Raw genomic sequence first — 26361 nt, forward strand, 5'->3', positions numbered from 1 at the left:
GCGGTTTTTTTGTTTGTTTTGCATGATAATTTGATTAATTAAAAACCATCGTTGCAATCAACAACAGCTATTATACGCTAAATTTTATTGGCGTCAAGCACTTTTTTAAAAATTCTGAAAATTTTTTTGTATTGTTAAAATTTTTTATTTAATGTGGTCACAAAACCTGATAATACATAAGCAATCCCTATCGCCAATAAGCCAACTGGAATATCATACAACACAACACCAAATACCAAAACAGCCAATAACAGCACAATAAATGGAACTTTTTGTTTATCAAATTCTTTAAAAGAATAATACTTTATATTGCTGACCATCAAAATCCCACAGACAATTGTCCAAAGAGCAAAAAACCAAGTTAATGCGGTGGGTATTGCCGTCATAAGACTGGCATATTTAGCTGCAACTAAGACAGAACACGCAATTAATAAAGCTGCCAATGGGCTTGCCAGTCCAATAAAATATTTTTTATCCACAACATCGATTTGGACATTAAATCTTGCTAAACGAAATGCTGCACAAGCTGCATAAACAAATGCACACGCCATGCCAAATCGACCCAATGGTGCCAAAGCAAAACTGTAGATTAAAATTGCTGGTGCTAAACCAAATGCAATGCAATCTGCCAATGAGTCGTATTGTTCGCCAAAGGGGCTTTGGGCATTAAACATACGCGCTGCTCGACCGTCCATGCCGTCCAAGAAAGCAGAAACAAAAATTGCAAGCCCTGCACGCTGATAATCTGCACTGGTGCTTAAAATAATGGAATAAAATCCTGAAAATAGTGATAAAGTGGTAATTAAATTTGGAATCAAATAGACTCCTGAAGTCATAATGCGTTTATCACCTGAATGCTCAGGCTCAATCACCTCAAAGGTGATGCCATCATGCTCATGCTCGTTTGATGCAGTATGCGTTTCAGGCTTTTGAATTTCTGACATAATTGCCCTTTTTTATTTATTAGACATCCAAAGCTATCTTAACTTGACTTTGTGATAAATTATTCTGCAACCAACCACTTAACCACTGCCATCTCACCAAGAGTCATTTGGGGTGCATCTTTGGGCTTTAAAATGGGTGCCAAAAACTCAATGACTTCTTGGGCATTATCGGCAAATTGCCACGGTGGATTGATGACCAATAGACCCGTTCCATTTAGCCCAACAGCGACATCATTAGGATATAAATTTAACTCGCAGACCAGTTGTTTTTTGATACCAGTGCGTTTCATTTTTTTATAAAATAATTCAACTGCCTCAATATTTTTAATGGGATACCACAAAACAAAAGTCCCTGTCGCAAACTTTTTATGGCTGCTAACCAATAAATCTACCAAGCGGCTAAAGTCTTTATGTTCTTGTTCAAATGGCGGATCTAATAAAATGATGCCACGCTTTTCTTTGGGTGGTATAACAGCACGCACGCCCTCAAAGGCATCTCGATGATGAATGCCGATTGGCAACTGATAAAGCTGATAATTGAGTGCATCATACTCATCTGCCACCGTTTCAAATGCCTCTGCTCGTAGTGGTGCATTTGTAGAGTGATATTCGCCATGATGGGCAATCCACCAGGGTGAACCAGGATAGACATATTGGTCGTATTTTTGGCGGGCAAACGCTAAGTCTGATAAATATCGGCTGACAGCGTTTGGCAGTCCGTCCAAGCCTGCCTTAACGGCTTGCTCAAGCACAACAACACCTCGCTGTGCTTCTTGGGTTTTTTGGGTTTCGCTGCTTGCCAATGAATACAAGCCACGACCGCCATAGGCATCAAGCACATAAAATGGCTTGGCTTTAGCACTAAATTGGCTTAATAATTGTAACAATAAAATGTGCTTGACAACATCAGCAAAGTTACCTGCATGATAGGCATGTTTGTAGTTCATAAGTGAAAATTATTAGATGGTTAATTATTTATGGTATCATAAATAGCTATATTTCGCTATGCCTATTTATAAAGGCTTGATAAGTAAATCTGAGTATATAGCAGCGTTTAATTTTAATAAAGTTATAACAAAGGTGATGATGGTGAATACTTTGAATATGCCCAAAAAAGGGTTTTGTGTTGATTGGTCAAGGTTAATCGATAATCGGTTGGAGACTTTTTTGCAAACGGGTATTTTGGTATTAGATGAGGTATTTGACCAACAAGATGTTTTATCACTTCAAAAAGAAAGTGGTTTTATTGACTATAAAGTAGCAACGCTAGCCCACGGTGAGAGACAGCAAAGTATTCGTGGTGATCGTATTCGCTGGATTGATGAAGACTGCCCCATTGGTATGGACTATTTACGCAGCATCATGTTACTGGCTAAATATTTTAATCAAACTTTGTATGCAGGGATTCGCCGTAGCGAAGCACATTATGCATGCTACCCTGTCGGATTTGGCTATCAGTGGCATGTCGATAATCCCAAAGGTCGTGATGATCGTGTTATTTCTGCCGTATTTTATCTGAACGATGATTGGCAAACAACTGATGGCGGAGAGATTTTGGTTATTGACAAGACGGGTAAACAACAAACACTACAGCCCAAAGCCAACCGCTTGGTAATCTTTGACAGCAATCTTAAACATCAAGTCAATATCACTCATCGCTACCGCTTTTCGATTGCCACATGGATGAGACGGGATAGCCATCTTTAAAACCAAACTTTTCAATCAAATCATACAATCTTATATTTAATTATTGGATTTTTCATGGAAAAAGTCACCATTCCGACACCGTGTCAACAACAACTTAATCATTACTGCAAAAAATGGAAAAATGATAAAAAACTTGAAAATTACCGCATGCAAGAACAATCCCTAAATAAATTATTCCATGAGTTGTTGCCATTAAATAACGACATATCAGAAATCTTGATCAAATCTTCAGTACTTAATGATTTTTATAGCACAAATATTTTTACTATTTATCCAGTTGCAAAAAAAAATTCAGTCATTAGATATTGATAAGTACTTAAAAGAAGGTGATGCAGATTTAGTTATGGACATAAAAAATGTTACCATTAATGGTAAAAATAAAAACTTTTATTCATTTGCCACAAAATATTATAGCCATCATGATGCTATGAATCACCCCATTTACGATGCATATGTAGATAAAGTACTAAGACACTTTCGCCACAAAGACAAATTTTACTCTTTTAAAAATGAAGATTTAAAAGATTACTGTCAATTTAAGCGAACACTGATAGAATTTCAACATTATTATAAGATAAATTGTACCCTAAAGGATTTGGATAGATACTTATGGTTATTGGGCAAAGCGTTTTTTAATAAATACAAGTCAATTCCATGACCTTTATCCCACCTATCGCCCTATTGCCTAAATTAAATTAATCTGTTATTTTTGACAGCAATCTGTTGTATCAAGTGAAAGCACTCATTGTGCCTGCTTTTCGATCGCCACTTGGATGCAGCGTGATGATACAGATACCATCACCGCCATCTGCAGGAAAATCGCTGGTGCTTATCATGGCATTGATAACATACCCATGCACTGGCTTGACAAACTTCATGACCATAATCACATCATCGATCTAGGTCGACTGTATTTGTTGCCAATCAACAACCTGCACACAATCCAACTGAAGAAATCACCATTTAGGAAATGCTATGACTAACTCTCCAGAACTTGCCCTATCCATTGAACTTATCCAGCAGGCATCTGTCACCCCTGATGATAAAAATTGCCAAAATATCATCGCCAAGCATTTATCCAAGATGGGTTTTGACTGTGAGTTTATGTATTTTGGTGATCCAAATGACTCTGGAGATCATGCCGAAATCAAAAACTTATGGGCAATTAAAAAAGGAAGAGATCTAAACGCACCAGTCTTGTGTTTTGCAGGTCATACCGATGTGGTACCAATAGGTGATGAATCAGCTTGGAAATTTCCACCATTTTCTGCCACCGTCCATGAAGGCAAATTATATGGGCGAGGTGCATCAGATATGAAAACAGGGATTGCAAGTTTTGTGATTGCTGCTGAAAATTTTATAAAAAACCATCCTAATCATACTGGTAGTATCGCCATGCTTATCACGGCTGATGAGGAAGGTCCTGCCATTAATGGTACAATCAAAGTCGCCCAAACCTTAAAAGAGCGCGGACAAAAGATAGACTTTTGCTTGGTCGGTGAGCCATCAAGTACGCAGTCGTTGGGCGATGTCATCAAAAATGGTCGGCGTGGCTCTTTAAATGCCAAACTGACTGTCACAGGCAGGCAAGGACATATCGCCTACCCCCATTTGGCAATCAATCCCATTCATGCAGCCTGTCCTGCACTTGATGAGCTCATCAAGACGCATTGGGATGATGGTAATGAATATTTCCCCAAAACCTCCTTGCAGATTTCTAATATCCGCTCTGGTACGGGTGCGACCAATGTTATTGGTGGCACTTGTGAGATTTTGTTTAATTTTCGTTATTGTACGGAAAATACTGCTGAAAACTTGATGGCAAAAACGCACGCCATTTTTGATAAGCATTTTAGACATACCGATGCAACCTATCAAATTGAGTGGACGCTTTCAGGTGTGCCTTTTTTGACCGAAAAAGGAGAATTTGTTTCAGCGTGCATCGATGCCATCAAAACAGTCACTGGCACCAATGCCCAACTATCAACCTCAGGCGGCACTTCAGATGGGCGATTTATTGCACCCATAATGAACGCACAAGTGGTTGAATTGGGCGTATTAAATACCACCATTCACCAAGTGGATGAATCTGTTGATATTGAAGACTTAGAACAATTAACTCAAATTTATGAAGAAATTTTGATAAGATTAATTGAATAATCTTAATAATAGTGATGCTCAATAAAAAGCACTTTGATTTGACCAAAGTGCTTTTTGATGTTTAGATGTTGGCAGAATTATTCATTTAATCTAATTATTTATAACCTGCCCGTTTCATTGTCATGATGGCTTTTTGTTGGTTTTGACCCGCTACCGATACATTGATGAAATCTTGTTTAAATCTGCCCCAGCGAGCTACAGCAGGCGTTGGCGTTACCTGTATATTGGCTGGATATTCAAAATTACGGTCAGCATACAAACGCTGTGCTTCATTGCTAGATAGCCATTCGATAAATTTTTGGGCTTCGGCAGGGTTGTCTGAATGTTTTACCACGCCTGCACCTGAAACATTGACATGCGTGCCTTTACCTGCTTGGTTGGCAAAAAATACTTTAACATTATTAGCAACCTGAGGCTTAGAATTTAGCAAGCGTCCATAATAATAAGTATTGGCAATACCCACATCACAGCGACCTGCATCAATGGCTTCTAACAGTGCTGTGTCATTTGCAAATGGTGCGGCTGCCAAATTTGCTACCCAGCCTTTGACCACTCTGTCGGTGGCGGCTTGTCCATGGTTTGCAATCATCGTTGCCACCAAAGACTGGTTGTACACATTATTAGAGGTACGCAAGCATAATCTGCCTTTCCATTTTGGGTCTGCCAAATCGGCATAAGTTGAAAGTTCGCTTGGATTGACCTTATTTGGGTTATAAAAAATGGTACGAGCCCGTACTGATAATCCAAACCAATGGTTTTTTGGGTCACGCAAATGCGATGGAATGTTGCTTTTTAATACAGAAGAGTTAATGGGGCGTAAGACACCAGCTTGTGTTGCCTGCCAAAGATTACCGCCATCAACCGTGATAAGCACATCGGCTTGGGTATTTTTGCCCTCAGCTTTTAGTCTTTCCATCAAAGGGCCTGCTTTATCACTGACAACGGTCACTTTTGTGCCAGTTTTTTGTTGATAGGCTTCTGCGATGGGCTTTAATAGCTCATCAGCACGCGCTGAATATACGACAATTTCATTGGCAAACGCTGGTGCGGCAGTTGCCATCACCAATGCAGCCATAACTAGTTTTTTCATAATCGATCCTTCTATGAGCAATGTGATGAAACAATAAACAACAGTAACTGCAACTTATCTGTCTTAAAACCACCGTGATTTATACAGAAAAAAGTGCATCAATGTGACAGTTTGGTTAATAAAGCTGTCAAATTTTATGCTATTATACTATAATACTTTCTAAATAGAAACAAGAAGAATTATCATTATCTATCATTTTTTGGTAAAATATGATACCGCCCTTTGATTTATCATAAATGCCCATGAATTCATCTTCCATTTTGCCCCGCTTGTGGCTTGGTCTGTGTGCCTTGTTGGTTTTGGTGCCATTATCCGTCATTGTCTTTGCACTTAACAGTTTTGATACTGAAATTTGGCAGTTTTTGCTGGATTATGAGTTGCCACTGCTGCTTAAAAATACCACATTACTGGTACTGGGGGTGGGCATTGGGGTAACAGTACTTGGCACAACAACCGCTTGGCTGACTGCCATGACCGATTTTCCGTTGAGACGCTTTTTTGGTTGGGCGATGATGTTGCCACTTGCCATGCCCGCTTATGTGCTTGCTTTTGTGCAGTTGGGTATTTTTGACTATACAGGTACCATTAGTACTTATTTAAGGCAAGCGTGGGGCTTTGAAAATGGTCTGCCAGATATTAGAAATGGCTTTGGCTTAACGATGGTCATGAGCCTAACTTTATATCCTTATGTTTATTTGTTGGCCAAAAATGCCTTTGGCAGCATGGGCAACCGAGCTCTTGAAGCGGGGGCATCATTGGGGCTGTCATCCGTGCAGTCATTTTTGAAGCTGGCATTGCCCATGGCAAGGCCTTGGATTGCTGGCGGCAGCATATTAGCCTTGATGGAAGTATTGGCAGACTTTGGTGCGGTCAGCGTCTTTGGCTATGACACTTTTACAACGGCAATTTATCAAGCATGGTTTGGGTTTTATTCGCTTGATACCGCCAAACAGTTGGCAAGTTTATTAATTGGCCTTGTGTTTGTTTTTTTGCTGCTTGAACAGCTAAGCCGTGGTCGTCGCCGTTTTGAGACCACAGGGCGCGCCAGTCATCACCGAAATATTGTCTTAACTGGTCATAAAAAATGGTTCGCCACTTTGTACTGTGGGCTGATTTTATGTTTGTCTTTTGTCATTCCAATCATTCAGCTGACCGCATGGGCGATGTCAAGTTGGCAACAAATTGTGCTTGGTGAATTACTGATGCAAATTTGGCACTCTGTCAGCATCAGCCTAATGAGTGCTGTGGCGGTTGCTGTGGTTGCATTATTTATCGCCATCGCATCTGGCTTGGATAAAAGTCGCTATGCTTTGATTGCCACCAAAATATCCACACTGGGCTATGCCATCCCAGGTACGGTATTGGCTGTTGGTGTCTTTGTGCCTGTTGCATGGCTTGATAATTGGCTCATTACCAATATGGCTGTATTTTCAGACAGCGATGCAATTTTTAAGGGAACCATCTTTGCCATGCTCATCGCTTTATTGATTCGCTTTTTGGCTTTGGGTGTCCAATCGGTGGATGCTGGCATGAAACGCATTCGTAACACACACATAGAAGCAGCGGCTTCACTGGGAGCAACACCTTTTGGTACGGTGTATCGTGTCTATTTGCCACTCATCAAAAGCGCCCTTGGCGTCAGCATGTTGATGGTCTTTGTGGACACCATGAAAGAGATGCCCATCACGCTCATGATGCGTCCGTTTAATTGGGATACATTGGCGGTTAGGATATTTGCCTTTACCAGTGAAGGCTTGTATGACAAGGCATCTTTTCCAGCACTTGCTATCATTTTAACTGGATTGATTCCTGTCATCTTATTTTCTAAAATGAATCAAAAATAATCACTCATCCATTTAACACTCTGAGAAAACCATGTTGCGTATTGACAATCTTTGTATCAGTTTTGACCACAAACCCATCTTAACTGACATCAGCCTTCATCTCAAATCAGGTCAAATCGCCTGCCTGCTGGGTGCCTCTGGCTGTGGTAAAACGACACTACTGCGGTGTATTGCTGGTTTTGAGACGCCAGATAGTGGTGAGATTTATATTCAAGACAAGCCACTGTATGCCAAAAATATCCATCTCCCCGCCCATAAAAGACAAATTGGCATGGTATTTCAAGATTATGCTTTATTTCCACATTTGACCGTGGCGGATAATATTGCTTTTGGACTCTCTGCCATGGATAAAACTGCCAAATCCGAGCGTGTGGCTGAAATGCTGGTACTCATTGGGATGAGTGAGTATGCCAATTACTATCCACATGAGCTGTCAGGGGGACAACAGCAACGGGTTGCACTGGTGCGTGCACTTGCCCCACGCCCGAGTTTGATTTTGCTTGATGAACCATTTTCAAATTTGGATGTTGAGCTTCGCACCAACCTCTCCAAAGAAGTGCGTCGCCTGCTTATCTCCCAAAATGTTTCTGCCATTTTGGTAACCCACGACCAAGCAGAAGCCTTTGCAATGGCAGATGTGGTTGGGTTAATCACTCATGGCAGATTGCAACAATGGGGTACGCCAGATGCATTGTATCATCAGCCTGTCAATGAGTCGGTGGCAAGATTTATCGGTGAAGGGGTACTCATTGATGCCACAAAGGTAACAGAGTCAAATTTTGATGCCTCATTTGGGCGTATTGCCGTTGGTTTACCTTTGGGCAGTCAAAAAGCCCTGATTCGTCCCCATGATGTCAAGCCAAGCCAAGACCCTAATGCCATCGCTGTTACCGTGATTGATAGAGATTTTCATGGCGGTTACTGGCTATATACCCTACAAACTCATGACGAACAAATACTGCTCATGCAAATCTCAATGGCAACAAGTCATCGCACCCACCATGTCGGTGATAAAATTGGCGTGATGATACATAGAGCGTTTGGTATTTAAACCAAGCCATAACTCATCAAGTGCAATAAAAAACCCAAGCAAACACTCGGGTTTATTGTTATAGCTCATCTAGCCACGCCATCTGAATGGCTTCTAAAATTCGCTCATTAGAGCCATCAGGATTATCATCAAAATCTTCAAGTTCACACACATATTGATGTAAATCGGTGAAACGAATGTATTGCACATCTTCATTTGGATATTTTTCGCTCAAGGCGATGGCGATATCTAAAGTATCTTGCCAAGTTAGTTTCATCATAATCTCCCAAGCCCATTTAGATGATTTTATAGTTACTCAGAGCCAGCATGCCCCAATCGTTTATTGTATCATACACGCCTTGATCAGCCAATCATTCAATTTTTAATCCTATCATACCTAAGTACCAAGCCTTCACGCCACAGCTTCCATCAATAAAACAAAAGTACCGATATTGATTGGTGCATATGGCGTATGTTTACCGTGATACTTACCTTGAAACCAATTAACGAATTCACTAAGGATTGATAAAATTTACAATTTTAATAAATTAGTTTATATCAAAAACCACTGCCATTAATCAATTGAGTTAAAATGATTGGATAAAAAATCATGCACGATATATCAGTGCATGATTACATTTTTATTATTCAATATTTATAAAATCAGCCATTCATCATCAGATACTCAAAAGCCGCTAATCCTGCTTTAGAACCCTCACCCATGGCAATATTAATCTGCTTATATGGCACTGTTGTCACATCACCACAAGCAAAAATACCAACCTTACTTGTGCGACATTTGGCGTCAATTTCAATCTCACCTTGCGGCGTCATTGTTACCAAGCCTTTGGCAATCTCTGAATTTGGCACCAAGCCAATTTGGACAAAAACAGCAGATAATGGCAATGTTTGGCTATTGCCACTCACTCTATCTTGATAAATCAACGCATTCACTTTACTACCATCAGTAGTGATTTCGGTCGTTGCTGCTGATTTTATAATTGTGATATTCTCTCGTGCTTCAGCTTTGTCAATTAACACTTGATCGGCGCGCAATGAGTCACCAAACTCCAAGACAGTCACATGATTGACAATCCCCGCCAAATCCAACGCCGCCTCAACACCTGAGTTACCACCGCCAATCACCGCAACATCTTTACCTTTAAAAAATGGGCCATCGCAGTGTGGGCAATAGGCGACTCCATTACCAATATTTTCATCCTCACCCTTAACACCAAGCTTACGCCATTTGGCACCAGTTGCCAAAATCACAGTACGAGAAAGCCAGCTGGCACCCGTGCTTAAAGTCACCTGATAGCCGCCATCAACCTCCTCAAGCTTGCTTACGCTGACATGCTCTTTGACGGTAATATTGTACTCTTTTATGTGTGTTGCCAAATTCGCAGCCAATGTATTACCATTGGTCAAAGGAATAGAAATTAAGTTTTCGATATCTTGCGTATCTTTAACCTGACCACCGATACGATCTGCCACGATTGCAACACGCAATCCTTTACGAGCAGTATAGATTGCTGCCGCTGTGCCTGCTGGACCGCCACCGATGACTGTAACATCTTGTGTTTCAAGCTGGACTTCATTTGCTGATGCTAATAAATTTGGATACTGCTCTTGAAGTTTTTCAATCAGTTTGGCAGTATCAACCTTACCATTAGCAAAAGGTTTACCGTTTAAAAACACCGATGGTACGCCTTGGATTTTTTTCTCAGCAACCAATTCTGGAAATACACCACCATCAATCATCTCATTTTCAATATGGTCATTTAAAATCGCAAACTGATTGAGTGCTTGAACCACATCAGGGCAATTATGGCAAGATAAGGAAACAAAAGTTTGAAATTTTAGTGGCTCTTGAATGTGCTTAACCAGCTGCTGGATATCTTCATCCAGCTTCAATGCATGCCCACCTGCCTGCAAGATGGCCAAAATCAATGAAGTAAATTCATGACCGCCTGGAATACCACTAAATACAATACCTGTATCACGATTTTGTGTGGTAATTTTAAAGCTCATCGGTGATAAACGATTATCGATCACTTGAGCGTCAAATTGGATTTTATCAGTTGTACCAGCAATTTTAGTTAAAAAATCAATCAATTCGGCACGCTTTTCATGCTCGCCTGCACCAATGACCAATTGAATTGGACGAGTCATATTGGCACTGTAGGATTTAACGGCATCTAATAAATTTTGGTCTAACATCATATACTCCCGAGAATATCAATGAAAAAGGGATGAAAAATAAAATAAAGACATCGATTGATACGATAAAAAATAAATATAAAATCACGCTACCAAGCCAAGCTTAATTGCTCACTTAATACTTTGGCTATTATAGCTTACTGCAGCATATCCAAAAAATTAAGAATATTAAATACTGTGATTACTCCATTTAATCGTTACCAAACCTTGATGATTTAAGGCTTGATAATGACTTGATAATCGGCTGTATTCTTGATAATATAATCTATCATACAATCTCAAGATTACAATTGGGCAATTGATACTAAAATCAGCCCACGCATCTAAAAGGAGAATACCATGCTATCAGAATATCGTGAACTTATGACCAAACTCAAAGCCGAAGGCGATAAGCACTTTTTGAAGCTATTTGATGAGCATAATAATCTAGATACGCAAATTGATAATTTTGAAAAAGATCCCGTCACCTCAGCCAGCCGTGCTCAAGAAATTGATGAGATGAAACACAAAAAGCTACATCTAAAAGATCAGCTTAAAACTTATTTAGATAAAGTATCCGCTGAGCGTGGATAATAAAGACAAGCAAGCACAAAGTTTTAAGCCAAAAATCAGCCAGTCAATGGCTGATTTTTATTGATAACTTTTAAGATTCTAAATGAACAAACATCCCCAAGGCGTCATACTTTGAGGATGTTTATTTTTCGCTTTAAATCAGCCAACTGGCTTAATGCTAAATCGCTTAATACCAGTTGGCTTAATATGATGATCAGCGATTAGATTTTACCAACCAAATCCAAGCTTGGCTTCAAGGTTTCTTGACCTGCTTCCCAAGCAGCTGGGCAAACCTCACCGTCATTATCACGCACATACTGAGCTGCTTTTACTTTACGAACCATGTCTTTAGCAGAGCGGCCAATGCCCAAATCGTGGATTTCAGCAACTTTAATAACACCATCTGGATCTACCAAGAAAGTGCCTCGTAGTGCTGCATTGTCTTCTTCAATCATCACATTAAAGCCACGAGTGATTTTGCCAGTGCCATCGCCAAGCATTGGGTATTGTACTTTACCAATGGCTGGTGACGCATCATGCCATGCTTTGTGTACAAAATGTGTATCGGTTGATACTGCATACACTTCAACGCCCAAGCCTTTTAGCTCTTCATAATGTGCTGCCATATCCTCTAGCTCTGTTGGGCAAACAAAAGTAAAATCATGTGGATAAAACATGAAAATCGCCCAGCTGCCTTTAACATCATCAGAAGTGATGGTTTTAAACTCACCATTCACATAGGCTTGGGTTGAAAATTCTGGAATGGTTTGATTAATAATTGCTGCCATAATATTCACCTTTTTTGGTTGATTTATTTGATTATACACCATAAATATAAGCAAAAATACGATTGTATCGTGCTAAGCTTTTTGATGTCTTAATTATAATACAACAAAATCATCCGTTTTCTACAGTTAAAACTTCCAAAGATATTGTTTTATTTTATCAAACTTAGGTACAATAGAACCATCATTAAGTGATGATAAAATTACATTTTTAAGGACTGTTATGATCACACTACGCCAATTAGAATTTGCGCTTGCAGTTGCCAAACACCGTCATTTTAAGCGTGCCGCTGAAGAATGTAACATTTCTCAGTCAGCCTTAAGTTTGGGTATCGCTGAACTTGAAAAACAGCTTGATACACAGATTTTTGAGCGAAATAATAAGCAAGTACTCATCACGCCCATCGGCGAAGAGATTTTAGAGCGTGCCCAAAGAATCTCTAGCGAAATCAATGATTTAATGACTCGAGCACACAGCCACCAAATCCCCCTTGCCTATCCGATGACCATTGGTATCATTCCGACCATTGCTCCGTACTTACTGCCAAAAGTATTGCCGACACTTAAGCGATTACACCCACATTTTGAACTGTCTGTGGTCGAAAAACAAACTGAACGATTAATTGAACAAGTTCGCTACGGTCATATTGATACAGCAATCATTGCCCTACCTTATCCGCTTGATGGTCTGCATGCGTTTGAGTTTTGGGCGGAAGATTTTTTTGCAATCTTATCTGAAAATGATGAACATATCCACACCGATAAAATCAACAGCGACGATTTATCTAAGACAAATTTATTACTGCTTGGTGAAGGTCACTGCCTGACTGATCAAGTGCTTTCTGTCTGTGCGCTCAGTAAAAGTGAGATTCAGTCTAGTTTTTCTGATGCCAGCTTAAATACATTGATTCAAATGAGTTTGGCAGGCATGGGAACAACTTTAGTACCCAAGATGGCACTAGAACAAATCGGTGAAAAAACCGTTCATGCCATACCTTTGGCGGAACCTGGACCTCATCGCCGATTGGCTTTTATTACTCGTCTCAATTATGCGCGTGTCAATGATGTGCGTCTACTCAGTGAGATTTTTGGTCAAGCACTTGCATCCTCAGAAAATGAAGCATAATTCATCGTTTTGATTATTTTAATAAGTCATGCCAATATTTATAATCTGGCATGGCATTTTCAACGCTTTTCCAAAAATTGGCACTGTGATTGGCATGATACAGATGACACAGTTCATGAACAAGCACATACGCCAAACACCCCAAAGGATAAGACGCAAGATGGGTATTTAAAGTGATTTTTGCAGACAAAGTATTGCAGCTCCCCCAACGACTGGACATCTGTCTTAGGCGGATGGCGGCGGCTTTTTTACCCACTTTTGGTTGCCATTGGGATAATAAACTTGGCAACTGTTGCTTGATTTTATACCGATAAATCCAAGTAATTAATGCCTGTTTTGGTAATTTTTTTAGGTACTCCAAGGTACGGCAGGGCAAATTGGCTTGATGAATGTTTAGCCAATTTGCCACATCCAATCTCTCACCCCAAAGCGTATCATAGTACGGTTTTTCTATCATTAATGCGTGATAAGAGCGTATTGCCCACGGTATTTTGGCATAAATACCATCTACTAACACTTGCTCATCAATATCGCTAGGTACACTCACCTTCAGTGTTGATTGAGTCAGTCGAAAATTAAGATGCTTGACAGATTTTCTTTGAATACACAAAGTAATACCATGGCTGGCAAAATATGCAATCAGCTCAGCCACAGTTTTTGGAGTATTGCTTGATGGATAAACAACTACATCATAGCGTTTGGCGTAGAATTTGTAAGCACAGCTCATCAAACCCAATCCCTGCTTCTTTGGCAGCCATCGGCACAAGACTGTGGTCGGTCATGCCAGGGACGGTGTTGATTTCTAGGACATATAGCTTGCCATCATGCCCCTTTAAAAAATCCACACGAGACCAACCACGCCCCCCAATCGCACGAAACGCTTTTAATGCCAATTCACCCATTTGCCTCTCTTGCTCTGGCGTCAAATCAGATGGGCATTGATAAATGGTGTCATCACGCAAATATTTGGCTTCATAATCATAAAATTTACCCTTAGGGATAATACGGATGCTGGGCAAAACTTGCTCACCAAGCAGTGGTATGGCATATTCGCCGCCCATCATCGCTTTTTCTGCCAAAATCTCGCCATGGTATTGCTTTAATTTGGGATAAATTTTTGCCAAATCACCTGCTTGCTCAACCATAAACACACCCACGCTAGACCCTTCGGCAGCAGGTTTGACAAATAGCGGTAAACCAAATTCACGCTCTACGGCAGAAAAATCGCTGTCATCATGCAAAACCACATAAGGCACATTTGGTAGCCCGAGCGACTGCCACAGCAAACGACAGCGAAATTTATCCATGGCGATGGCAGATGCCAAAACACCACACCCTGTATAAGGCAGATTAAAGCCATCAAGCACGCCTTGCAAGCTGCCATCTTCACCAAAAGTGCCATGCAACACATTAAACACACGGTCATAGGCACGCAAATGAGATATGTCGGTATCAGCAGGGTCAAAATGATGGGCGTCCACCCCTTTTGATAATAAGGCATTTAGCACTGCCATGCCACTATTTAGCGACACTTCACGCTCTGTGCTTGTTCCGCCACAGATAACCGCCACTTTGCCAAAGTTTTGCCCATCTTTTGTATTAAGTTTGCTCATGTTTTTGCCTTTTTTTAATTTTTAAGTTTTTAAGCCCTTTTAAAATCACCCCAAAAACAACCCATTTTTGACCAATTCTTGACACAGTTGTCCCACATTGCCCGCCCCTTGGGTCATCAGCAAATCATTGGCGTTTAGGGTGATTTTAAGCACTTGGGTGATTTGTTCTTTGTCATTGACATTTAACACAATCGGTTCAACCTGCCCACGCTCACGCAATGAACGCGCCAAATCATTGCTTGTTGCCCCCTTAATCAGCTCCTCGCCAGCACTGTACACATCAAGCAAAATCAGCTTATCCACCTGCGATAACACATTGACAAACTCGCTAAAACAATCCCTTGTGCGACTGTAACGGTGTGGTTGAAACATCATCACCAAACGGCGGTCTGGATAACTTTGGCGTGCCGCTTTGATGGTCATGGCGATTTCGGTGGGGTGATGCCCATAATCATCAATCAATACCACATCACCGCTGCCATCTGTTAGGGGATAGCTGCCATTGTTTTCAAAGCGTCTGCCCACGCCTGCAAATTTTTCTACCGCTTGGCAAATGGCTTTATCACTCACGCCTTCATCGGTTGCCATGGTAATTGCCCCAAGGGCATTATAGACATTGTGAATGCCAGGGATATTTAAGGTGATGGGTAAGGGTTTTTTGTCTTTTCTTAGTACGGTGAAATGGGTTTTTGTGCCGTCTGCAATCACATCTACCGCCTGCACATCGTTGTGTTTTTCAAGGCCATATGTGATGACAGGTCTTGCAATGTCATCAATCATGGCATACAGCTCTTTGTCATCGCCACACAACACCGCCAGCCCATAAAAAGGCATGTTGTGCAAAAACTGCACATAGGCTTGTTTTAGTTTATCAAAGCTGCCTTCATAGGTCTCCATGTGGTCTTCATCAATGTTGGTAACAACACACGCCATGGGTCGCAAAGATAAAAAAGACGCATCAGATTCATCAGCTTCTGCCACCAAATAACGGCTGGCACCCAAGGCGGCATTTTTGCCTGAGGCGTTTAATTTACCGCCAATCACATAAGTTGGGTCAAGCCCCGCTTCGGTGAGCATCATGGTTAATAAACTTGTGGTTGTGGTCTTGCCATGAGCCCCTGCCACCGCAATGCCATGACGGTATCGCATCAGCTCACCCAACATGTCGGCACGGCGTACCACAGGAATGTGTGCTTTTAAGGCGGCCCTAATCTCAGGGTTTTGTCGGTCAATGGCAGATGACACCACCACCACATCGGCCATTTTGATGTTGCTGGCATCATGACCAACATGTACCGTTACACCTAAGTTTTCCAGACGCTCGGTCATCGCATTTGCCTTAATGTCTGAGCCAGTAACCACATAGCCTTGATTGGCAAGCACTTCGGCAATGCCACACATGCCAGCCCCACCAATGCCAACAAAATGAATGTTTTGAATGCGTCGCATCTCTGGGATTTCTATTAGGCGTTTTGGGAGCGTTTTGACTTTGGTTGAATTTGGCATGACTGTTTCTCTGTTTGGGTGTTATATTTTAAATATTAAATGTTGAATATTAAACTGGTTTTGTGGATAAATATGCCATGATATTTTTTAAACAATGGCAATCACATCAATCAATTTTAATTTTACAAATCAAGGCAAAGAATTTACCCCATCAATTTTTTAAATTAAAACCGATACATATAAACCGCATGATTAATAATTTCACCATTGATGTTTTCATGATTGGCAATGATACCACAAAATTCAAATCCCAATCGCTTAGCAACTTGTTGGCTTGGAATATTATGCTCACCCGCCTTAATCTCCACCACATTCATGCCATAGATGTTTTTGGCAATGTCCATGATTGCACGCACCGCACAGGTCATGACACCACGCCCCCGATGGTCTTGGTGTAACCAGTAGCCAATTTCTGCCTTTTTAAGCTGATGATAAATGTTATTTAAACTCACCGCTCCGATAATTTTATCATCATAAATAATATGGGTATGAATGGCTTTGTCATCGGCATATTGATGTAGGGCAAATTTGACAAATTCACGATAACTATTTTCACTAAAATCATTCGCCCACGGTAGCCATTTACCCAAATCGTCTTTTTGGGCATTAACAATATCATTCATTTGACTGGCAAATGATGAATGTACTAAGGTTAGGCTTAATGCGTCATTGATTTTATATTGAAACATTTTAAATACCCAAATTTTAAAATCCAATTAGCCAAATTACATACTTTTATGGCTGGCAAGTACTTCGGCAAAGGCAGTGGCAATCAAATCATTTGAACTTACCATATTATTTTATCTACCCAATGTGGTATGATTTTTTAGTCACCTAAAAAATATCATTTAATATGCTCTATACCGCCGCCATTTCAAGAAATATTTTAATGTTTATGGTTTTACATATGATTAACTGGGTCAATTTTTTAATTCACTCATTTTCATCAATTTGTGATAATAATATATTTTAGCTTTATTAATATCATCTTACTGACTGCCTTTATCATCACCATACGCCAAAACCAGCTCTGCCACTGTCTTTGCGACATGATGTTTGGCACTCTCTTGTGCTTTTTTTGCCATGTCTAAGCATTTTTGGCGGTCAAGACCAGTTAAAATCTGTGCCAATGTCTCACCCGACAGCTCATGTTGAGGCAACAAAATCCCTGCCCCTTTGTCAGTTAAGCTCTTGGCATTGGCGGTTTGATGGTCGTCCACAGCGTGTGGTAGCGGCACAAAAATCGCTGCAACACCTACGCTGGCTATCTCGGTTACGGTCAATGCCCCAGCACGGCAAATAACCACATCTGCCCAACTGTATGCCTGTGCCATGTCATCAATAAATGGCATAACCTCAAAGACATGACGGCTTGTGTCAATCTGTGCTTGTGAATAGGCGACCAACATGGTGTTGTGGTTATCTTTACCGCATTGATGTCGCACGGTTAGGGGCTTATCCGACAGCTTTAACAGTTCAACCACCGCTTCATTGATGGCTTTTGCCCCAAGCGAACCGCCCACCACCAGCACTTTAAGCGGTGAATCATCATTCAAATAACGCTCTTTTGGCGGTGCAATATTGGCGATGGACTGGCGTACTGGATTACCTACGGTTAGCACCTTTTTGCCATCGCTGTCAAACGCCCCATCAAAGGCTTGTAATACTTTATCAGCATGACGCGCCAAATTTTTATTACTCATGCCTGCAATGGCGTTTTGTTCATGAATGATGAGTGGAATTTTGCACAGCTTAGCTGCTAAGCCACCCGGTGCGGTTACATAACCGCCAAAGCCGATAACCACATCTATGTTATTGTTTTTGATGATATTTTTACTTGCCATGACCGCTTTGAACAGCATAAAAGGCAACTTAATGGCACGCACCAGCCCCTTACCACGAAGCCCTTGCATGTCAATGTGGTGCATGGTATGACCGTGTTTGGCAACAAGCTCATTTTCCATGCCCTTTGGCGTGCCAAGCCAATGAATGACAGCCCCACGAGCCACCATTTCATCTGCCACCGCCAAGGCAGGAAACACATGCCCCCCTGTGCCTGCTGCCATCATGAGTACATTGATTTTTTTTGACATAAACTTATCCAACCAAACATTTACAGTAATAAAGGTAGTTATTTTGGATGACTTTTTACATGAACTCAAGTAGTTTTTTGCGACATTTTGTCAAGCAAATCCATACTAAATATCTGTCTTTGGATGGCTGTCAATATTGTTTTCAATAAATTTAATAAAATCCACCGCAATACTTGTACCACATTGGTCATCAATCTCACGCACGCAGGTTGGACTAGTAACATTAATCTCGGTAATATACCCGCCAATGACATCGAGTCCGACAAAATACAAGCCTTTTTCCAATAAAGTTGGCGCCACTGCATTAGCCAATTGGCGTTCACGCTCCGTCAGTGGCATTGCCACACCCCTACCACCTGCCGCTAAGTTCCCCCGTGTTTCGCCTTGGGAAGGAATTCGTGCCAGACAATAATCAACAGGTTTACCACCCACAATCAGCACCCGCTTATCTCCTTCTACAATCGCAGGAATGTATTTTTGTGCCATGATGGGTAACTCACCCATCTGTGTCAGCATCTCAAGGGTGGCGCCGATATTAGGGCTGTCTGCTGTCAAGCGAAAAATACCCATACCTCCCATACCATCTAAGGGTTTGACGATGACATCTTGATGCTCAGTGATGAAGGCTTGAATATGCATCTGCTTGTTGGTGACGATGGTCGGCGACATCAGTTCACTAAACTGTGTGGCAAACAGCTTTTCATTACAATCTTTGACAGCCAAAGGATCATTGATCACCCAAACGCCCGCCTGCTTGGCATAATCCAGCAAATGCAAGGCATACAAAAATTTCATATCAAATGGTGGATCTTTACGCATCAAAATCACATCAAAATCCGTCGCGCAATAAGTTGCCATCTCACCAAGCTCATAAAAATTTTCAGGATTTTTAAAAACTTGTAATGGCTGAGCATCCACATTCAATGTACCCTGACTAAGCCAAAGATCATGAATTTGACAATAATACAGCTCATGCCCACGCTCATCAGCCGCCCACATCATCGCAAGCGTGGTATCTTTTTTATAACTTACTGTAGTAATATCGTCCATGACGATCAAAAATCGAAGCTTTTTCATCTCATTATCCCAATATCTTAATTATTTAACTTATTAAATATAATTATTAAAGTAATATATTAAATATGACTAAAGTATTTTATAGTATCAGCCTTTAGTTGATGCCATATTCTGCACGATAAGCCTGCATCTGAGCCAGCTCATCTTGAGATCCATGTTTGGCAACATAATCAATAATATCATCCATCGTCACCAAAGCAAGCACTGGCACTTGCAGGCTCTCAGCAAGCTCTTGAATGGCTGATCGATCACTTTGACCTTTTTCTTTACGATCAAGAGCAACAATAATACCTGCAACGCTTGCCCCAGCTTTACCCAGCAAAGTAATAACTTCACGCATGGCGGTACCTGCGGTCATGACATCGTCGACCACCCAAACAGATTTACCGTTTAAATCAGCACCAACCAGCATACCGCCTTCACCATGATTTTTAGCTTCTTTGCGATTATAACCCCACTCAGCATTAATCTGATGCTCACGCCACAACACTTGAGCGGTCGCTGCCACAAAAGGAATGCCCTTATAAGCGGCACCAAAGATGACCAGATCATCTTGATTGGCGTGTTTGGCAAGTGTATCTGCATAACCTTCTGCAAGCACGCTCAATAATTCACCTGTTGATAGCAAACCTGCATTAAAGAAATAAGGACTTTTACGCCCTGACTTTAGGGTAAACTCACCAAAACACAACACATGGTTTTTTAAGGCAACCTCAATAAACCGCTCAGGATGAAATGACATAAAAATTCCTTAATCTGATAAAATTCATACATTAAACTATTTTACTCTGTATGATCGATTTTTACAATTAAACGAAGGATCATTTCGGGCAAAATAAAAACCCAATAGGCAAGCATATTGGGTTTTTGTCAAAAAGCTTAAAATTAAGCTTTGGCAGCGGCTTGAGCAGCAGCAACTTCAGCAGCGAAGTCCTCTTGCTTTTTCTCAATGCCTTCACCAACTTCTAGGCGCTTGAAGCTAACCACAGTGGCATTTTCTGATTTTAGAACATCACCAACTTTTTTATCGTTATCCATGACATAAGGTTGGTTAACCAAAGTCACTTCATTGAGATACTTTTGTAGACCACCAGTGATCATCTTCTCAATCACTGCCTCTGGCTTGCCAGATTCTTTGGCTTTAGCTTCGATAATGTCTTTTTCACGGGCTAGGATATCTACTGGTACATCAGCTTCATTCACAGCCAACGGATTGAATGCTGCCACTTGCATGGCAACCGCTTTACCCACTTCTTCAGAACCGCCTTCAATTGAGACAACAACACCAATACGCAGACCGTGGCGATAAGCGGCAAGGTTAGCACCTTCAATCACTTCAGCACGGCGAACTTGAATATTCTCACCGATTTTTTGAACCAATGCCACACGCGCTTCTTCAACTGTTGAGCCATCACCGTATGGTAGCTGGGCAATCGCTGCCACATCTGTGGTGTTGTTTTCAAGTGCAAGCTTGGCAACTTTATTGGCAAATGCAGTGAAGTTTTCATCTTTAGCAACGAAATCAGTTTGGCAGTTTACTTCTAGTAGCAACGCTTTACCTTCACCTTGGGCAATGATAATCGCACCATCAGCAGCGATATTACCTGCTTTTTTGGCAGCTTTTGCTTGACCTGATTTACGCAGATTATCAATCGCAAGTTCGATATCACCGCCTGCTTCTTCAAGTGCTTTTTTGCACTCCATCATGCCAAGACCAGTACGGTCACGCAGCTCTTTTACTAGCTTTGCAGAAACTTGAGTCATGTCAATTACCTTAAGTTTTAATTGAACAAAAATTTAGGATAAGCTTGGTATGACCACGCCAAACCAAGCTTAATAAATTAGTAGTTGTTAACCACTTGACCAGCTTGGTCAACTTTATCTTCAACAGGTGCGGTTGCATTTTCACGGTTGGCTTGCTTATCAGCATCAGCTGCATCAGCATGACCTTGGGTTTTAGCGTACTCTTTACCTGCAATGATCGCATCAGCCATCGCTGTTACATATAAGCTAATGGCACGAATTGCATCGTCATTGGCGGCAATGACATAGTCAACATTGTCTGGGTTTGAGTTGGTATCTACAATACCAATCACAGGAATACCAAGGTTTTTGGCTTCTTTGATGGCGATGGCTTCGTGGTCAACATCAACAACAAACAACGCATCAGGCAAACCGCCCATCTCTTTGATACCACCCAAAGCACGCTCTAGCTTTTCCATTTGGCGGGTACGCTCAAGTGCTTCACGCTTAGTCAATTTTGCAAATGTACCATCTTCAGCTTGCTTTTCTAGCTCTTTTAGACGAGTGATTGACTGGCGAAGTGTTTTCCAGTTTGTTAGCATACCGCCCAACCAACGATGGTCAACATAAGGCATGCCTGCACGCTGTGCTTGTTCACGGATTACCGCACCCGCTGCACGCTTAGTACCAACAAATAAAATCTTGTTGCGAGCCGCTGCTTGTTTATTCACGAAAGTTAGTGCTTCGTTAAATTGCTTAACGGTATGCTCAAGGTTAATAATATGAATGCGATTACGAGCACCAAAGATGTACTGGCTCATTTTTGGATTCCAAAAACGAGTTTGGTGACCGAAGTGAGCACCTGCTTCTAACAAGTCACGCATTGAGATTTGAGTTGGGTTTTTATCTGACATAAAAAATCCTAAAAGTTTGGGTTACGCCTCCACGAAACCAAAATACCGAATCCATTAGCACGCATCCGTCACGATGACGAATTATTCAAACCAACAGACACCCCAATATTTCAAATAATTTCGTGTGTGTAGTGTAAGTTTAAAAAATACGCCCATTTAAAAAATGGACGTATTATTATAGCAAATTCTTATCAAAAAGTCCAAGTAAATGTTAGATAATGGACAGTTTTTATTCAGTCATTGACTTCTAAATATTTTTGGGCTTCTTGTAAATCAACTGTCACCAAACTTGAGATACCAGCGGTTGGCATGGTAATGCCTTTTAACTCATCAGCGATTTGCATGGCAAGCTTATTATGACTAATAAAAATAAACTGAACATCATCAGCCAATTCTCTAATCAACCCTGTAAATCTGGCGACATTGGCATCATCAAGCGGTGCATCAACCTCATCAAGTACACAAAAAGGCGCAGGGTGCTGCTTAAAAATAGCAAAAATCAAACTCAATGCTGTCAAGGTTTTTTCGCCACCTGAAAGCACAGCAAGTCTTGAGTTTTTCTTACCCTTTGGTTGAGCCATCAGCACAAGCCCTGCTCGCCATTTGTCCGATTTGGGCAAGTCATCATCTGCCATCAAAGTTAAGCTTGCTTGACCACCACCAAAAACCTTTGAAAATAGTGCATTTAGCTCTTTATTTACCGCCTCAAGTGCTGTCAAAAACAGTGTTTTAGTTTTTTCGTCAATCGCACGAATGGCATCTTGAAGCTTTTTCATGCTTTGGGTGATGTCATTGATTTGCTCATCCATGGGCGAAACACGCGCCTCAAGCTCGGCAAGCTCAGCTGCAGCTGCCAAATTCACCGCACCAAGCTCAGCAATTTTACTTTTGATTTGATTTTGCCTTGCTGAATTATCGGTGAAATTTTGATTAGGATTTGTCCGAAAATCTGCCAGTTTAGACGCTAAATTAAACGATTCATCCAGACGCATAAGCTCACCGCCAATGTCTTGAACACGGCTTTCACCAACCGCTGTATCTGCACTGATCTGTGCCAAAGTTGCTTGAGCGGTGGCAAATTTGGTATGTGCCTCAGTCAGCGTTTCTTGCAATTGACTTTGGGCAATTTGCTGTGCTTTGGCTGCCAACTCATATTCATCACTAGCAATCTTAAGCTCATGACTTACCGCTTTGGCAGCTTTAAACGCCTCTTCAAGCACTGGTAGCTTTTGACTGAGTTCCTGCTGCGTGCTTTTGGTTGTCTCAATGTCCGCTTGAGTTTGTGATGCACTATGTTTTGCCATCTCAAGCAAACGCTCGGCATGGGTTTTTGCTTGCGTCAGTGTGCCAAGTTTGATTTGTAAAGCCTGATATGTATCATTTTGGGTTTTAAGCTTAGCAACAGCTTCGTCGATACGCACCGTCTGCACCGCCATGGCTTGATTTGCTTGCTCAACTTTTGGCTCAAGCTCCCTTAAGCCAAAATCACAGGTCTCAATCTGCATATTAAGCTCTTGTAGCTCATTTTTAATACTGCTATTTTCATCATCCAGTCGCTTGAGCTGACTGTCAATACTCTCACGGCGTGCTTTTTCAGAATCAAGTTTGGTGGTTAGTATGGTCAAGCCTTGTTCTAACTGGTGCAGCTGCTGGGTGACCACATTTTTTTGGGCAGTGATTTCTTCAAGCTCAATTTTACTGCTTTGAAGCCTTGTCAGTACTTGCTTGAGCTGCTTTTGGTCTTTTTCAAGCGAATCTTCAAGTGTGTTTAGTTCATCTTCTAGCACCTCTAGTCGCTCAAGGTGTTTTTTCCGATCACTTAAAAACTGACTGCTGGTATCACCAAGTTTTGAAAGGTGTAACATACCAAAACTGCCCACCAGCCAACCAGCTTTTGTCATAATTATCATACCAAATGGTATGGTTGTGTCCAAGTCTGTGAGCGGCTCATCGCCCACATATAAATAACAGCGACCAAATAACTCAAGCGTAGGCATGCTAAACAGTCGATCAAAACGCACCAGTTGCTGTTGTATTGATGTTGGTAGTTGAGACAACATCTCATCGGTATAGGTTGTGTTTCTTGTTTTGCCTGATTTTAAGATCATATAATCATTATCATCCATCACATGACCTAAAACAGCCGTTGGCAGTTCATCGCTTAGACGGGCATTCAACCAAAATCCCAAAAACTGATCCAAAACATCTGCATAGTCCAAACCCATTTCTGTTAGTACCAAACTTTCTTTTAGACTTGGCAGTGCATTTAAGGCTATTGATGTATCAGCATCAGGCGGCGTCGTAATTTTATTAGACGGTATTTTAGTGTGTACCAGTTTGTGCAAAATTTCATATTCACCCATCAAACTGGCATGGCGTTTTTCTTGGCTTTGTACATGGATTTGGGATGTTTGCACTGCTTGAGTCAGCTCGTCTACAAGTGATTTTAGCATCTCATCATCATTAAGATGTTCAAGCTTTTGTCTGAGTGCCACAGCTTTTAAGGTATCAGCAGACAGCTGATTTTGCACTTCAATAGTATCGCTAAATAGATTTTTGGCAGTGATAAGCTCATCATAACGAACTTGCCATTTATTTAATCCAATCTCCAAACGCTGACGCTGAGATTGTGCCAATTTCTTGAGATTTTCAAGATTATTTTTTTCTTGCATTAGGCTACTTAGCTCATCTCGGTGCGACTGCCAAGTCAACTGCACCTCACTTTGAGCTTGCTTGGCATGGGTAATCTCATGCGTCATCGCTTCTGCTTTAGGCGTAATGACATCTAGCGATTGGTTAATTTGTAAAAGCTCGTCTTGTGCCTGATTTATCTTGGTCAAAGCTTCTTGATGCTGAGCCTGTAGGCGAGCAATTTTTTCATCATTTTGGGTAATTTGGCTATTGACTGTATAAAAATTATGCTGTGCGGTCTGCTCTGCCATCTGTGCATTGTGATAGTTGTCTTTGGCGTCATCTTTTAGCCACTGAGCCTCGGCAACACGCGCAGACAGTAGGTCAAGCTCACGGCGTACTTGATTGGCTTTAGCGTCTAGCTTGGCAAGCACCTCACCTGATTTACCCTGCTCAATCTTTTTTTGTTCGTGATGATGCCACGCTTCAAATAAGCGTCTGATTAACTCTTCTTTTTGAAGCGTTTTTAATTCATCATTTAAGGCTTGGTACTGTTTGGCAGACTGTGCTTGACGAATGAGCGTTTTGTGCTGTTTTTTTAGCTCACCTTGTAAATCTGAAAGCCTTTTAAGATTATCTTGGGTTTCGCCAAGTTTTTTTTCGGTCTCAGCACGGCGTGCCTGATAGCGAGATACGCCCGCACCTTCTTCAATAAATTCTCGAAGCTGCATGGGGCTTGACTCAACAATCCGCCCAATCATACCCTGCTCAATCACCGCATAGCTACGTGCACCAAGCCCAGTTCCCAAAAATACATCCACCACATCACGGCGACGCACTCGCTGACCATTGATAAAATAATCCGATTTACCTTCTTTAGTGACTTGACGGCGTAGTGACAGCTCTTGATATAGATTTAATTCATGGCGAATGCCGTGGGTTTCGTCTTGCGTATGTTCAAAAATCAGCTCAACACTTGCCAAACTCTTCGCAGCTCGCCCTTCAACACCTGCAAAAATAACATCGCTCATCGCCCCGCCACGCAGCTGTTTGGCAGAGGTCTCACCAAGCACCCAACGAATTGCATCGATGACATTGGATTTGCCACAACCATTTGGTCCAACAATCGCAGTAATATCGTGTCGAAAAGTAAATGTCGTAGGATTGGCAAAGGATTTAAACCCAGCCAGTTTTAAAGATTTTAGGCGCATGAAAAACCAAGACAGATGATAAAAAAGAGTCGTATTTTAGCAAATTTTGCCTAAGTATGCTAATCGCAAAACTCAAATCATAGCAAAAAACCATCACCAATTTTGGTGATGGTTT

The 26361-nt window shown here is 41.3% G+C and carries 24 protein-coding genes; 7 read left to right on the forward strand and 17 right to left on the reverse strand.

Features of this window, described 5'->3' with window-relative positions; genetic code table 11:
- Positions 1-134 precede the first annotated feature (134 nt).
- Complete coding sequence (pssA, locus tag A4U55_RS08445; protein ID WP_003656403.1) at positions 135-944, reverse strand: CDP-diacylglycerol--serine O-phosphatidyltransferase; 810 nt, start codon at positions 942-944, stop codon at positions 135-137.
- 59 nt (positions 945-1003) lie between these two features.
- A complete protein-coding gene (locus A4U55_RS08450; RefSeq protein ID WP_003656408.1) occupies positions 1004-1891 on the reverse strand; it encodes a 23S rRNA (adenine(2030)-N(6))-methyltransferase RlmJ in 888 nt (295 codons plus the stop codon).
- Positions 1892-1949: 58 nt separating this feature from the next.
- Between A4U55_RS08450 and A4U55_RS08455 the strand changes: the two genes are divergently transcribed.
- Both A4U55_RS08455 and A4U55_RS09225 read left to right on the forward strand, forming a co-directional pair.
- A complete protein-coding gene (locus A4U55_RS08455; RefSeq protein WP_003658799.1) occupies positions 1950-2651 on the forward strand; it encodes a 2OG-Fe(II) oxygenase in 702 nt (233 codons plus the stop codon).
- A 54-nt stretch (positions 2652-2705) separates the two neighbouring features.
- Positions 2706-2960, forward strand: coding sequence for a hypothetical protein (locus A4U55_RS09225; protein ID WP_227497456.1), 255 nt, complete (start codon positions 2706-2708; stop codon positions 2958-2960).
- A 419-nt stretch (positions 2961-3379) separates the two neighbouring features.
- Here A4U55_RS09225 and A4U55_RS09020 read toward each other — a convergent pair whose 3' ends face one another.
- Positions 3380-3529: a hypothetical protein gene (locus A4U55_RS09020; RefSeq protein WP_003658797.1), complete on the reverse strand. Its 150-nt coding sequence runs from the start codon at positions 3527-3529 to the stop codon at positions 3380-3382.
- A gap of 97 nt (positions 3530-3626) precedes the next feature.
- On the opposite strand from A4U55_RS09020, the gene dapE reads away from it, so the two are divergent.
- On the forward strand, positions 3627-4811 hold the full coding sequence (gene dapE, locus A4U55_RS08465; RefSeq protein WP_049148529.1) for a succinyl-diaminopimelate desuccinylase: 1185 nt from the start codon (positions 3627-3629) through the stop codon (positions 4809-4811).
- Between the two features lie 94 nt (positions 4812-4905).
- On the opposite strand, the gene A4U55_RS08470 is transcribed toward dapE, so the two are convergent.
- Positions 4906-5901: a Fe(3+) ABC transporter substrate-binding protein gene (locus A4U55_RS08470; RefSeq protein ID WP_004463270.1), complete on the reverse strand. Its 996-nt coding sequence runs from the start codon at positions 5899-5901 to the stop codon at positions 4906-4908.
- Positions 5902-6137: 236 nt separating this feature from the next.
- On the opposite strand from A4U55_RS08470, the gene A4U55_RS08475 reads away from it, so the two are divergent.
- A complete protein-coding gene (locus tag A4U55_RS08475) occupies positions 6138-7745 on the forward strand; it encodes an ABC transporter permease (protein WP_063454260.1) in 1608 nt (535 codons plus the stop codon).
- A 31-nt stretch (positions 7746-7776) separates the two neighbouring features.
- Positions 7777-8796, forward strand: a complete 1020-nt coding sequence (locus A4U55_RS08480) for an ABC transporter ATP-binding protein (RefSeq protein WP_003660923.1) — start codon at positions 7777-7779, stop codon at positions 8794-8796.
- A gap of 58 nt (positions 8797-8854) precedes the next feature.
- Here the strand turns inward: A4U55_RS08480 and iscX are convergent, their stop codons facing one another.
- Together iscX and ahpF are read right to left on the reverse strand one after the other, a co-directional pair.
- On the reverse strand, positions 8855-9052 hold the full coding sequence (iscX, locus tag A4U55_RS08485) for a Fe-S cluster assembly protein IscX (protein WP_003656432.1): 198 nt from the start codon (positions 9050-9052) through the stop codon (positions 8855-8857).
- Positions 9053-9438: 386 nt separating this feature from the next.
- Entirely contained in the window at positions 9439-10995 is a 1557-nt protein-coding gene (ahpF, locus tag A4U55_RS08490; protein ID WP_063454261.1) for an alkyl hydroperoxide reductase subunit F, read from the reverse strand.
- 339 nt (positions 10996-11334) lie between these two features.
- Between ahpF and A4U55_RS08495 the strand changes: the two genes are divergently transcribed.
- Positions 11335-11568 (forward strand): YdcH family protein, encoded by a 234-nt coding sequence (locus A4U55_RS08495; RefSeq protein ID WP_003656436.1) that lies wholly within the window; start codon positions 11335-11337, stop codon positions 11566-11568.
- A 200-nt stretch (positions 11569-11768) separates the two neighbouring features.
- On the opposite strand, the gene ahpC is transcribed toward A4U55_RS08495, so the two are convergent.
- The gene (gene ahpC / locus A4U55_RS08505) at positions 11769-12335 is read right to left on the reverse strand and encodes an alkyl hydroperoxide reductase subunit C (protein ID WP_003656441.1); all 567 of its coding nucleotides are present in this window, start codon (positions 12333-12335) and stop codon (positions 11769-11771) included.
- Positions 12336-12555: 220 nt separating this feature from the next.
- On the opposite strand from ahpC, the gene A4U55_RS08510 reads away from it, so the two are divergent.
- Positions 12556-13458 carry a hydrogen peroxide-inducible genes activator gene (locus A4U55_RS08510; protein WP_003656443.1) on the forward strand — a complete coding sequence of 301 codons (903 nt, stop codon included), beginning with the start codon at positions 12556-12558 and terminating at the stop codon, positions 13456-13458.
- Positions 13459-13471: 13 nt separating this feature from the next.
- On the opposite strand, the gene A4U55_RS08515 is transcribed toward A4U55_RS08510, so the two are convergent.
- The 10 genes from A4U55_RS08515 to smc form a co-directional block, all read right to left on the reverse strand.
- Entirely contained in the window at positions 13472-14185 is a 714-nt protein-coding gene (locus A4U55_RS08515) for a M48 family metallopeptidase (protein WP_063454262.1), read from the reverse strand.
- A complete protein-coding gene (locus A4U55_RS08520; protein WP_003656446.1) occupies positions 14148-15071 on the reverse strand; it encodes a D-alanine--D-alanine ligase in 924 nt (307 codons plus the stop codon). The genes A4U55_RS08515 and A4U55_RS08520 overlap by 38 nt, the downstream gene beginning before the upstream one ends.
- Before the next feature lie 45 nt (positions 15072-15116).
- Positions 15117-16577, reverse strand: a complete 1461-nt coding sequence (gene murC / locus A4U55_RS08525) for a UDP-N-acetylmuramate--L-alanine ligase (protein ID WP_003656448.1) — start codon at positions 16575-16577, stop codon at positions 15117-15119.
- A 164-nt stretch (positions 16578-16741) separates the two neighbouring features.
- The gene (locus A4U55_RS08530) at positions 16742-17266 is read right to left on the reverse strand and encodes a GNAT family N-acetyltransferase (protein ID WP_003656450.1); all 525 of its coding nucleotides are present in this window, start codon (positions 17264-17266) and stop codon (positions 16742-16744) included.
- Between the two features lie 300 nt (positions 17267-17566).
- On the reverse strand, positions 17567-18670 hold the full coding sequence (gene murG / locus A4U55_RS08535; protein WP_004463261.1) for an undecaprenyldiphospho-muramoylpentapeptide beta-N-acetylglucosaminyltransferase: 1104 nt from the start codon (positions 18668-18670) through the stop codon (positions 17567-17569).
- Positions 18671-18775: 105 nt separating this feature from the next.
- On the reverse strand, positions 18776-19747 hold the full coding sequence (gene gshB, locus A4U55_RS08540) for a glutathione synthase (RefSeq protein WP_003673553.1): 972 nt from the start codon (positions 19745-19747) through the stop codon (positions 18776-18778).
- 94 nt (positions 19748-19841) lie between these two features.
- Positions 19842-20489, reverse strand: a complete 648-nt coding sequence (gene pyrE, locus A4U55_RS08545; protein WP_003665971.1) for an orotate phosphoribosyltransferase — start codon at positions 20487-20489, stop codon at positions 19842-19844.
- Positions 20490-20632: 143 nt separating this feature from the next.
- On the reverse strand, positions 20633-21511 hold the full coding sequence (gene tsf / locus A4U55_RS08550) for a translation elongation factor Ts (protein ID WP_003656458.1): 879 nt from the start codon (positions 21509-21511) through the stop codon (positions 20633-20635).
- 77 nt (positions 21512-21588) lie between these two features.
- On the reverse strand, positions 21589-22404 hold the full coding sequence (gene rpsB / locus A4U55_RS08555) for a 30S ribosomal protein S2 (RefSeq protein WP_003656460.1): 816 nt from the start codon (positions 22402-22404) through the stop codon (positions 21589-21591).
- A 233-nt stretch (positions 22405-22637) separates the two neighbouring features.
- On the reverse strand, positions 22638-26246 hold the full coding sequence (smc, locus tag A4U55_RS08560; protein WP_063454263.1) for a chromosome segregation protein SMC: 3609 nt from the start codon (positions 26244-26246) through the stop codon (positions 22638-22640).
- Positions 26247-26361: the final 115 nt, after the last annotated feature.

The sequence above is a fragment of the Moraxella catarrhalis genome (assembly GCF_001632285.1).
Lineage (GTDB): Bacteria > Pseudomonadota > Gammaproteobacteria > Pseudomonadales > Moraxellaceae > Moraxella > Moraxella catarrhalis.

Bases quoted from the DNA above. Each gene is read 5' to 3' on its own strand.
- pssA (WP_003656403.1), bottom strand. From the start codon at position 944: ATGTCAGAAATTCAAAAGCCTGAAACGCATACTGCATCAAACGAGCAT.
- A4U55_RS08450 (WP_003656408.1), bottom strand. From the start codon at position 1,891: ATGAACTACAAACATGCCTATCATGCAGGTAACTTTGCTGATGTTGTC.
- A4U55_RS08455 (WP_003658799.1), top strand. From the start codon at position 1,950: ATGCCTATTTATAAAGGCTTGATAAGTAAATCTGAGTATATAGCAGCG.
- A4U55_RS09225 (WP_227497456.1), top strand. From the start codon at position 2,706: ATGGAAAAAGTCACCATTCCGACACCGTGTCAACAACAACTTAATCAT.
- A4U55_RS09020 (WP_003658797.1), bottom strand. From the start codon at position 3,529: ATGAAGTTTGTCAAGCCAGTGCATGGGTATGTTATCAATGCCATGATA.
- dapE (WP_049148529.1), top strand. From the start codon at position 3,627: ATGACTAACTCTCCAGAACTTGCCCTATCCATTGAACTTATCCAGCAG.
- A4U55_RS08470 (WP_004463270.1), bottom strand. From the start codon at position 5,901: ATGAAAAAACTAGTTATGGCTGCATTGGTGATGGCAACTGCCGCACCA.
- A4U55_RS08475 (WP_063454260.1), top strand. From the start codon at position 6,138: ATGCCCATGAATTCATCTTCCATTTTGCCCCGCTTGTGGCTTGGTCTG.
- A4U55_RS08480 (WP_003660923.1), top strand. From the start codon at position 7,777: ATGTTGCGTATTGACAATCTTTGTATCAGTTTTGACCACAAACCCATC.
- iscX (WP_003656432.1), bottom strand. From the start codon at position 9,052: ATGAAACTAACTTGGCAAGATACTTTAGATATCGCCATCGCCTTGAGC.
- ahpF (WP_063454261.1), bottom strand. From the start codon at position 10,995: ATGTTAGACCAAAATTTATTAGATGCCGTTAAATCCTACAGTGCCAAT.
- A4U55_RS08495 (WP_003656436.1), top strand. From the start codon at position 11,335: ATGCTATCAGAATATCGTGAACTTATGACCAAACTCAAAGCCGAAGGC.
- ahpC (WP_003656441.1), bottom strand. From the start codon at position 12,335: ATGGCAGCAATTATTAATCAAACCATTCCAGAATTTTCAACCCAAGCC.
- A4U55_RS08510 (WP_003656443.1), top strand. From the start codon at position 12,556: ATGATCACACTACGCCAATTAGAATTTGCGCTTGCAGTTGCCAAACAC.
- A4U55_RS08515 (WP_063454262.1), bottom strand. From the start codon at position 14,185: ATGAGCTGTGCTTACAAATTCTACGCCAAACGCTATGATGTAGTTGTT.
- A4U55_RS08520 (WP_003656446.1), bottom strand. From the start codon at position 15,071: ATGAGCAAACTTAATACAAAAGATGGGCAAAACTTTGGCAAAGTGGCG.
- murC (WP_003656448.1), bottom strand. From the start codon at position 16,577: ATGCCAAATTCAACCAAAGTCAAAACGCTCCCAAAACGCCTAATAGAA.
- A4U55_RS08530 (WP_003656450.1), bottom strand. From the start codon at position 17,266: ATGTTTCAATATAAAATCAATGACGCATTAAGCCTAACCTTAGTACAT.
- murG (WP_004463261.1), bottom strand. From the start codon at position 18,670: ATGTCAAAAAAAATCAATGTACTCATGATGGCAGCAGGCACAGGGGGG.
- gshB (WP_003673553.1), bottom strand. From the start codon at position 19,747: ATGAAAAAGCTTCGATTTTTGATCGTCATGGACGATATTACTACAGTA.
- pyrE (WP_003665971.1), bottom strand. From the start codon at position 20,489: ATGTCATTTCATCCTGAGCGGTTTATTGAGGTTGCCTTAAAAAACCAT.
- tsf (WP_003656458.1), bottom strand. From the start codon at position 21,511: ATGACTCAAGTTTCTGCAAAGCTAGTAAAAGAGCTGCGTGACCGTACT.
- rpsB (WP_003656460.1), bottom strand. From the start codon at position 22,404: ATGTCAGATAAAAACCCAACTCAAATCTCAATGCGTGACTTGTTAGAA.
- smc (WP_063454263.1), bottom strand. From the start codon at position 26,246: ATGCGCCTAAAATCTTTAAAACTGGCTGGGTTTAAATCCTTTGCCAAT.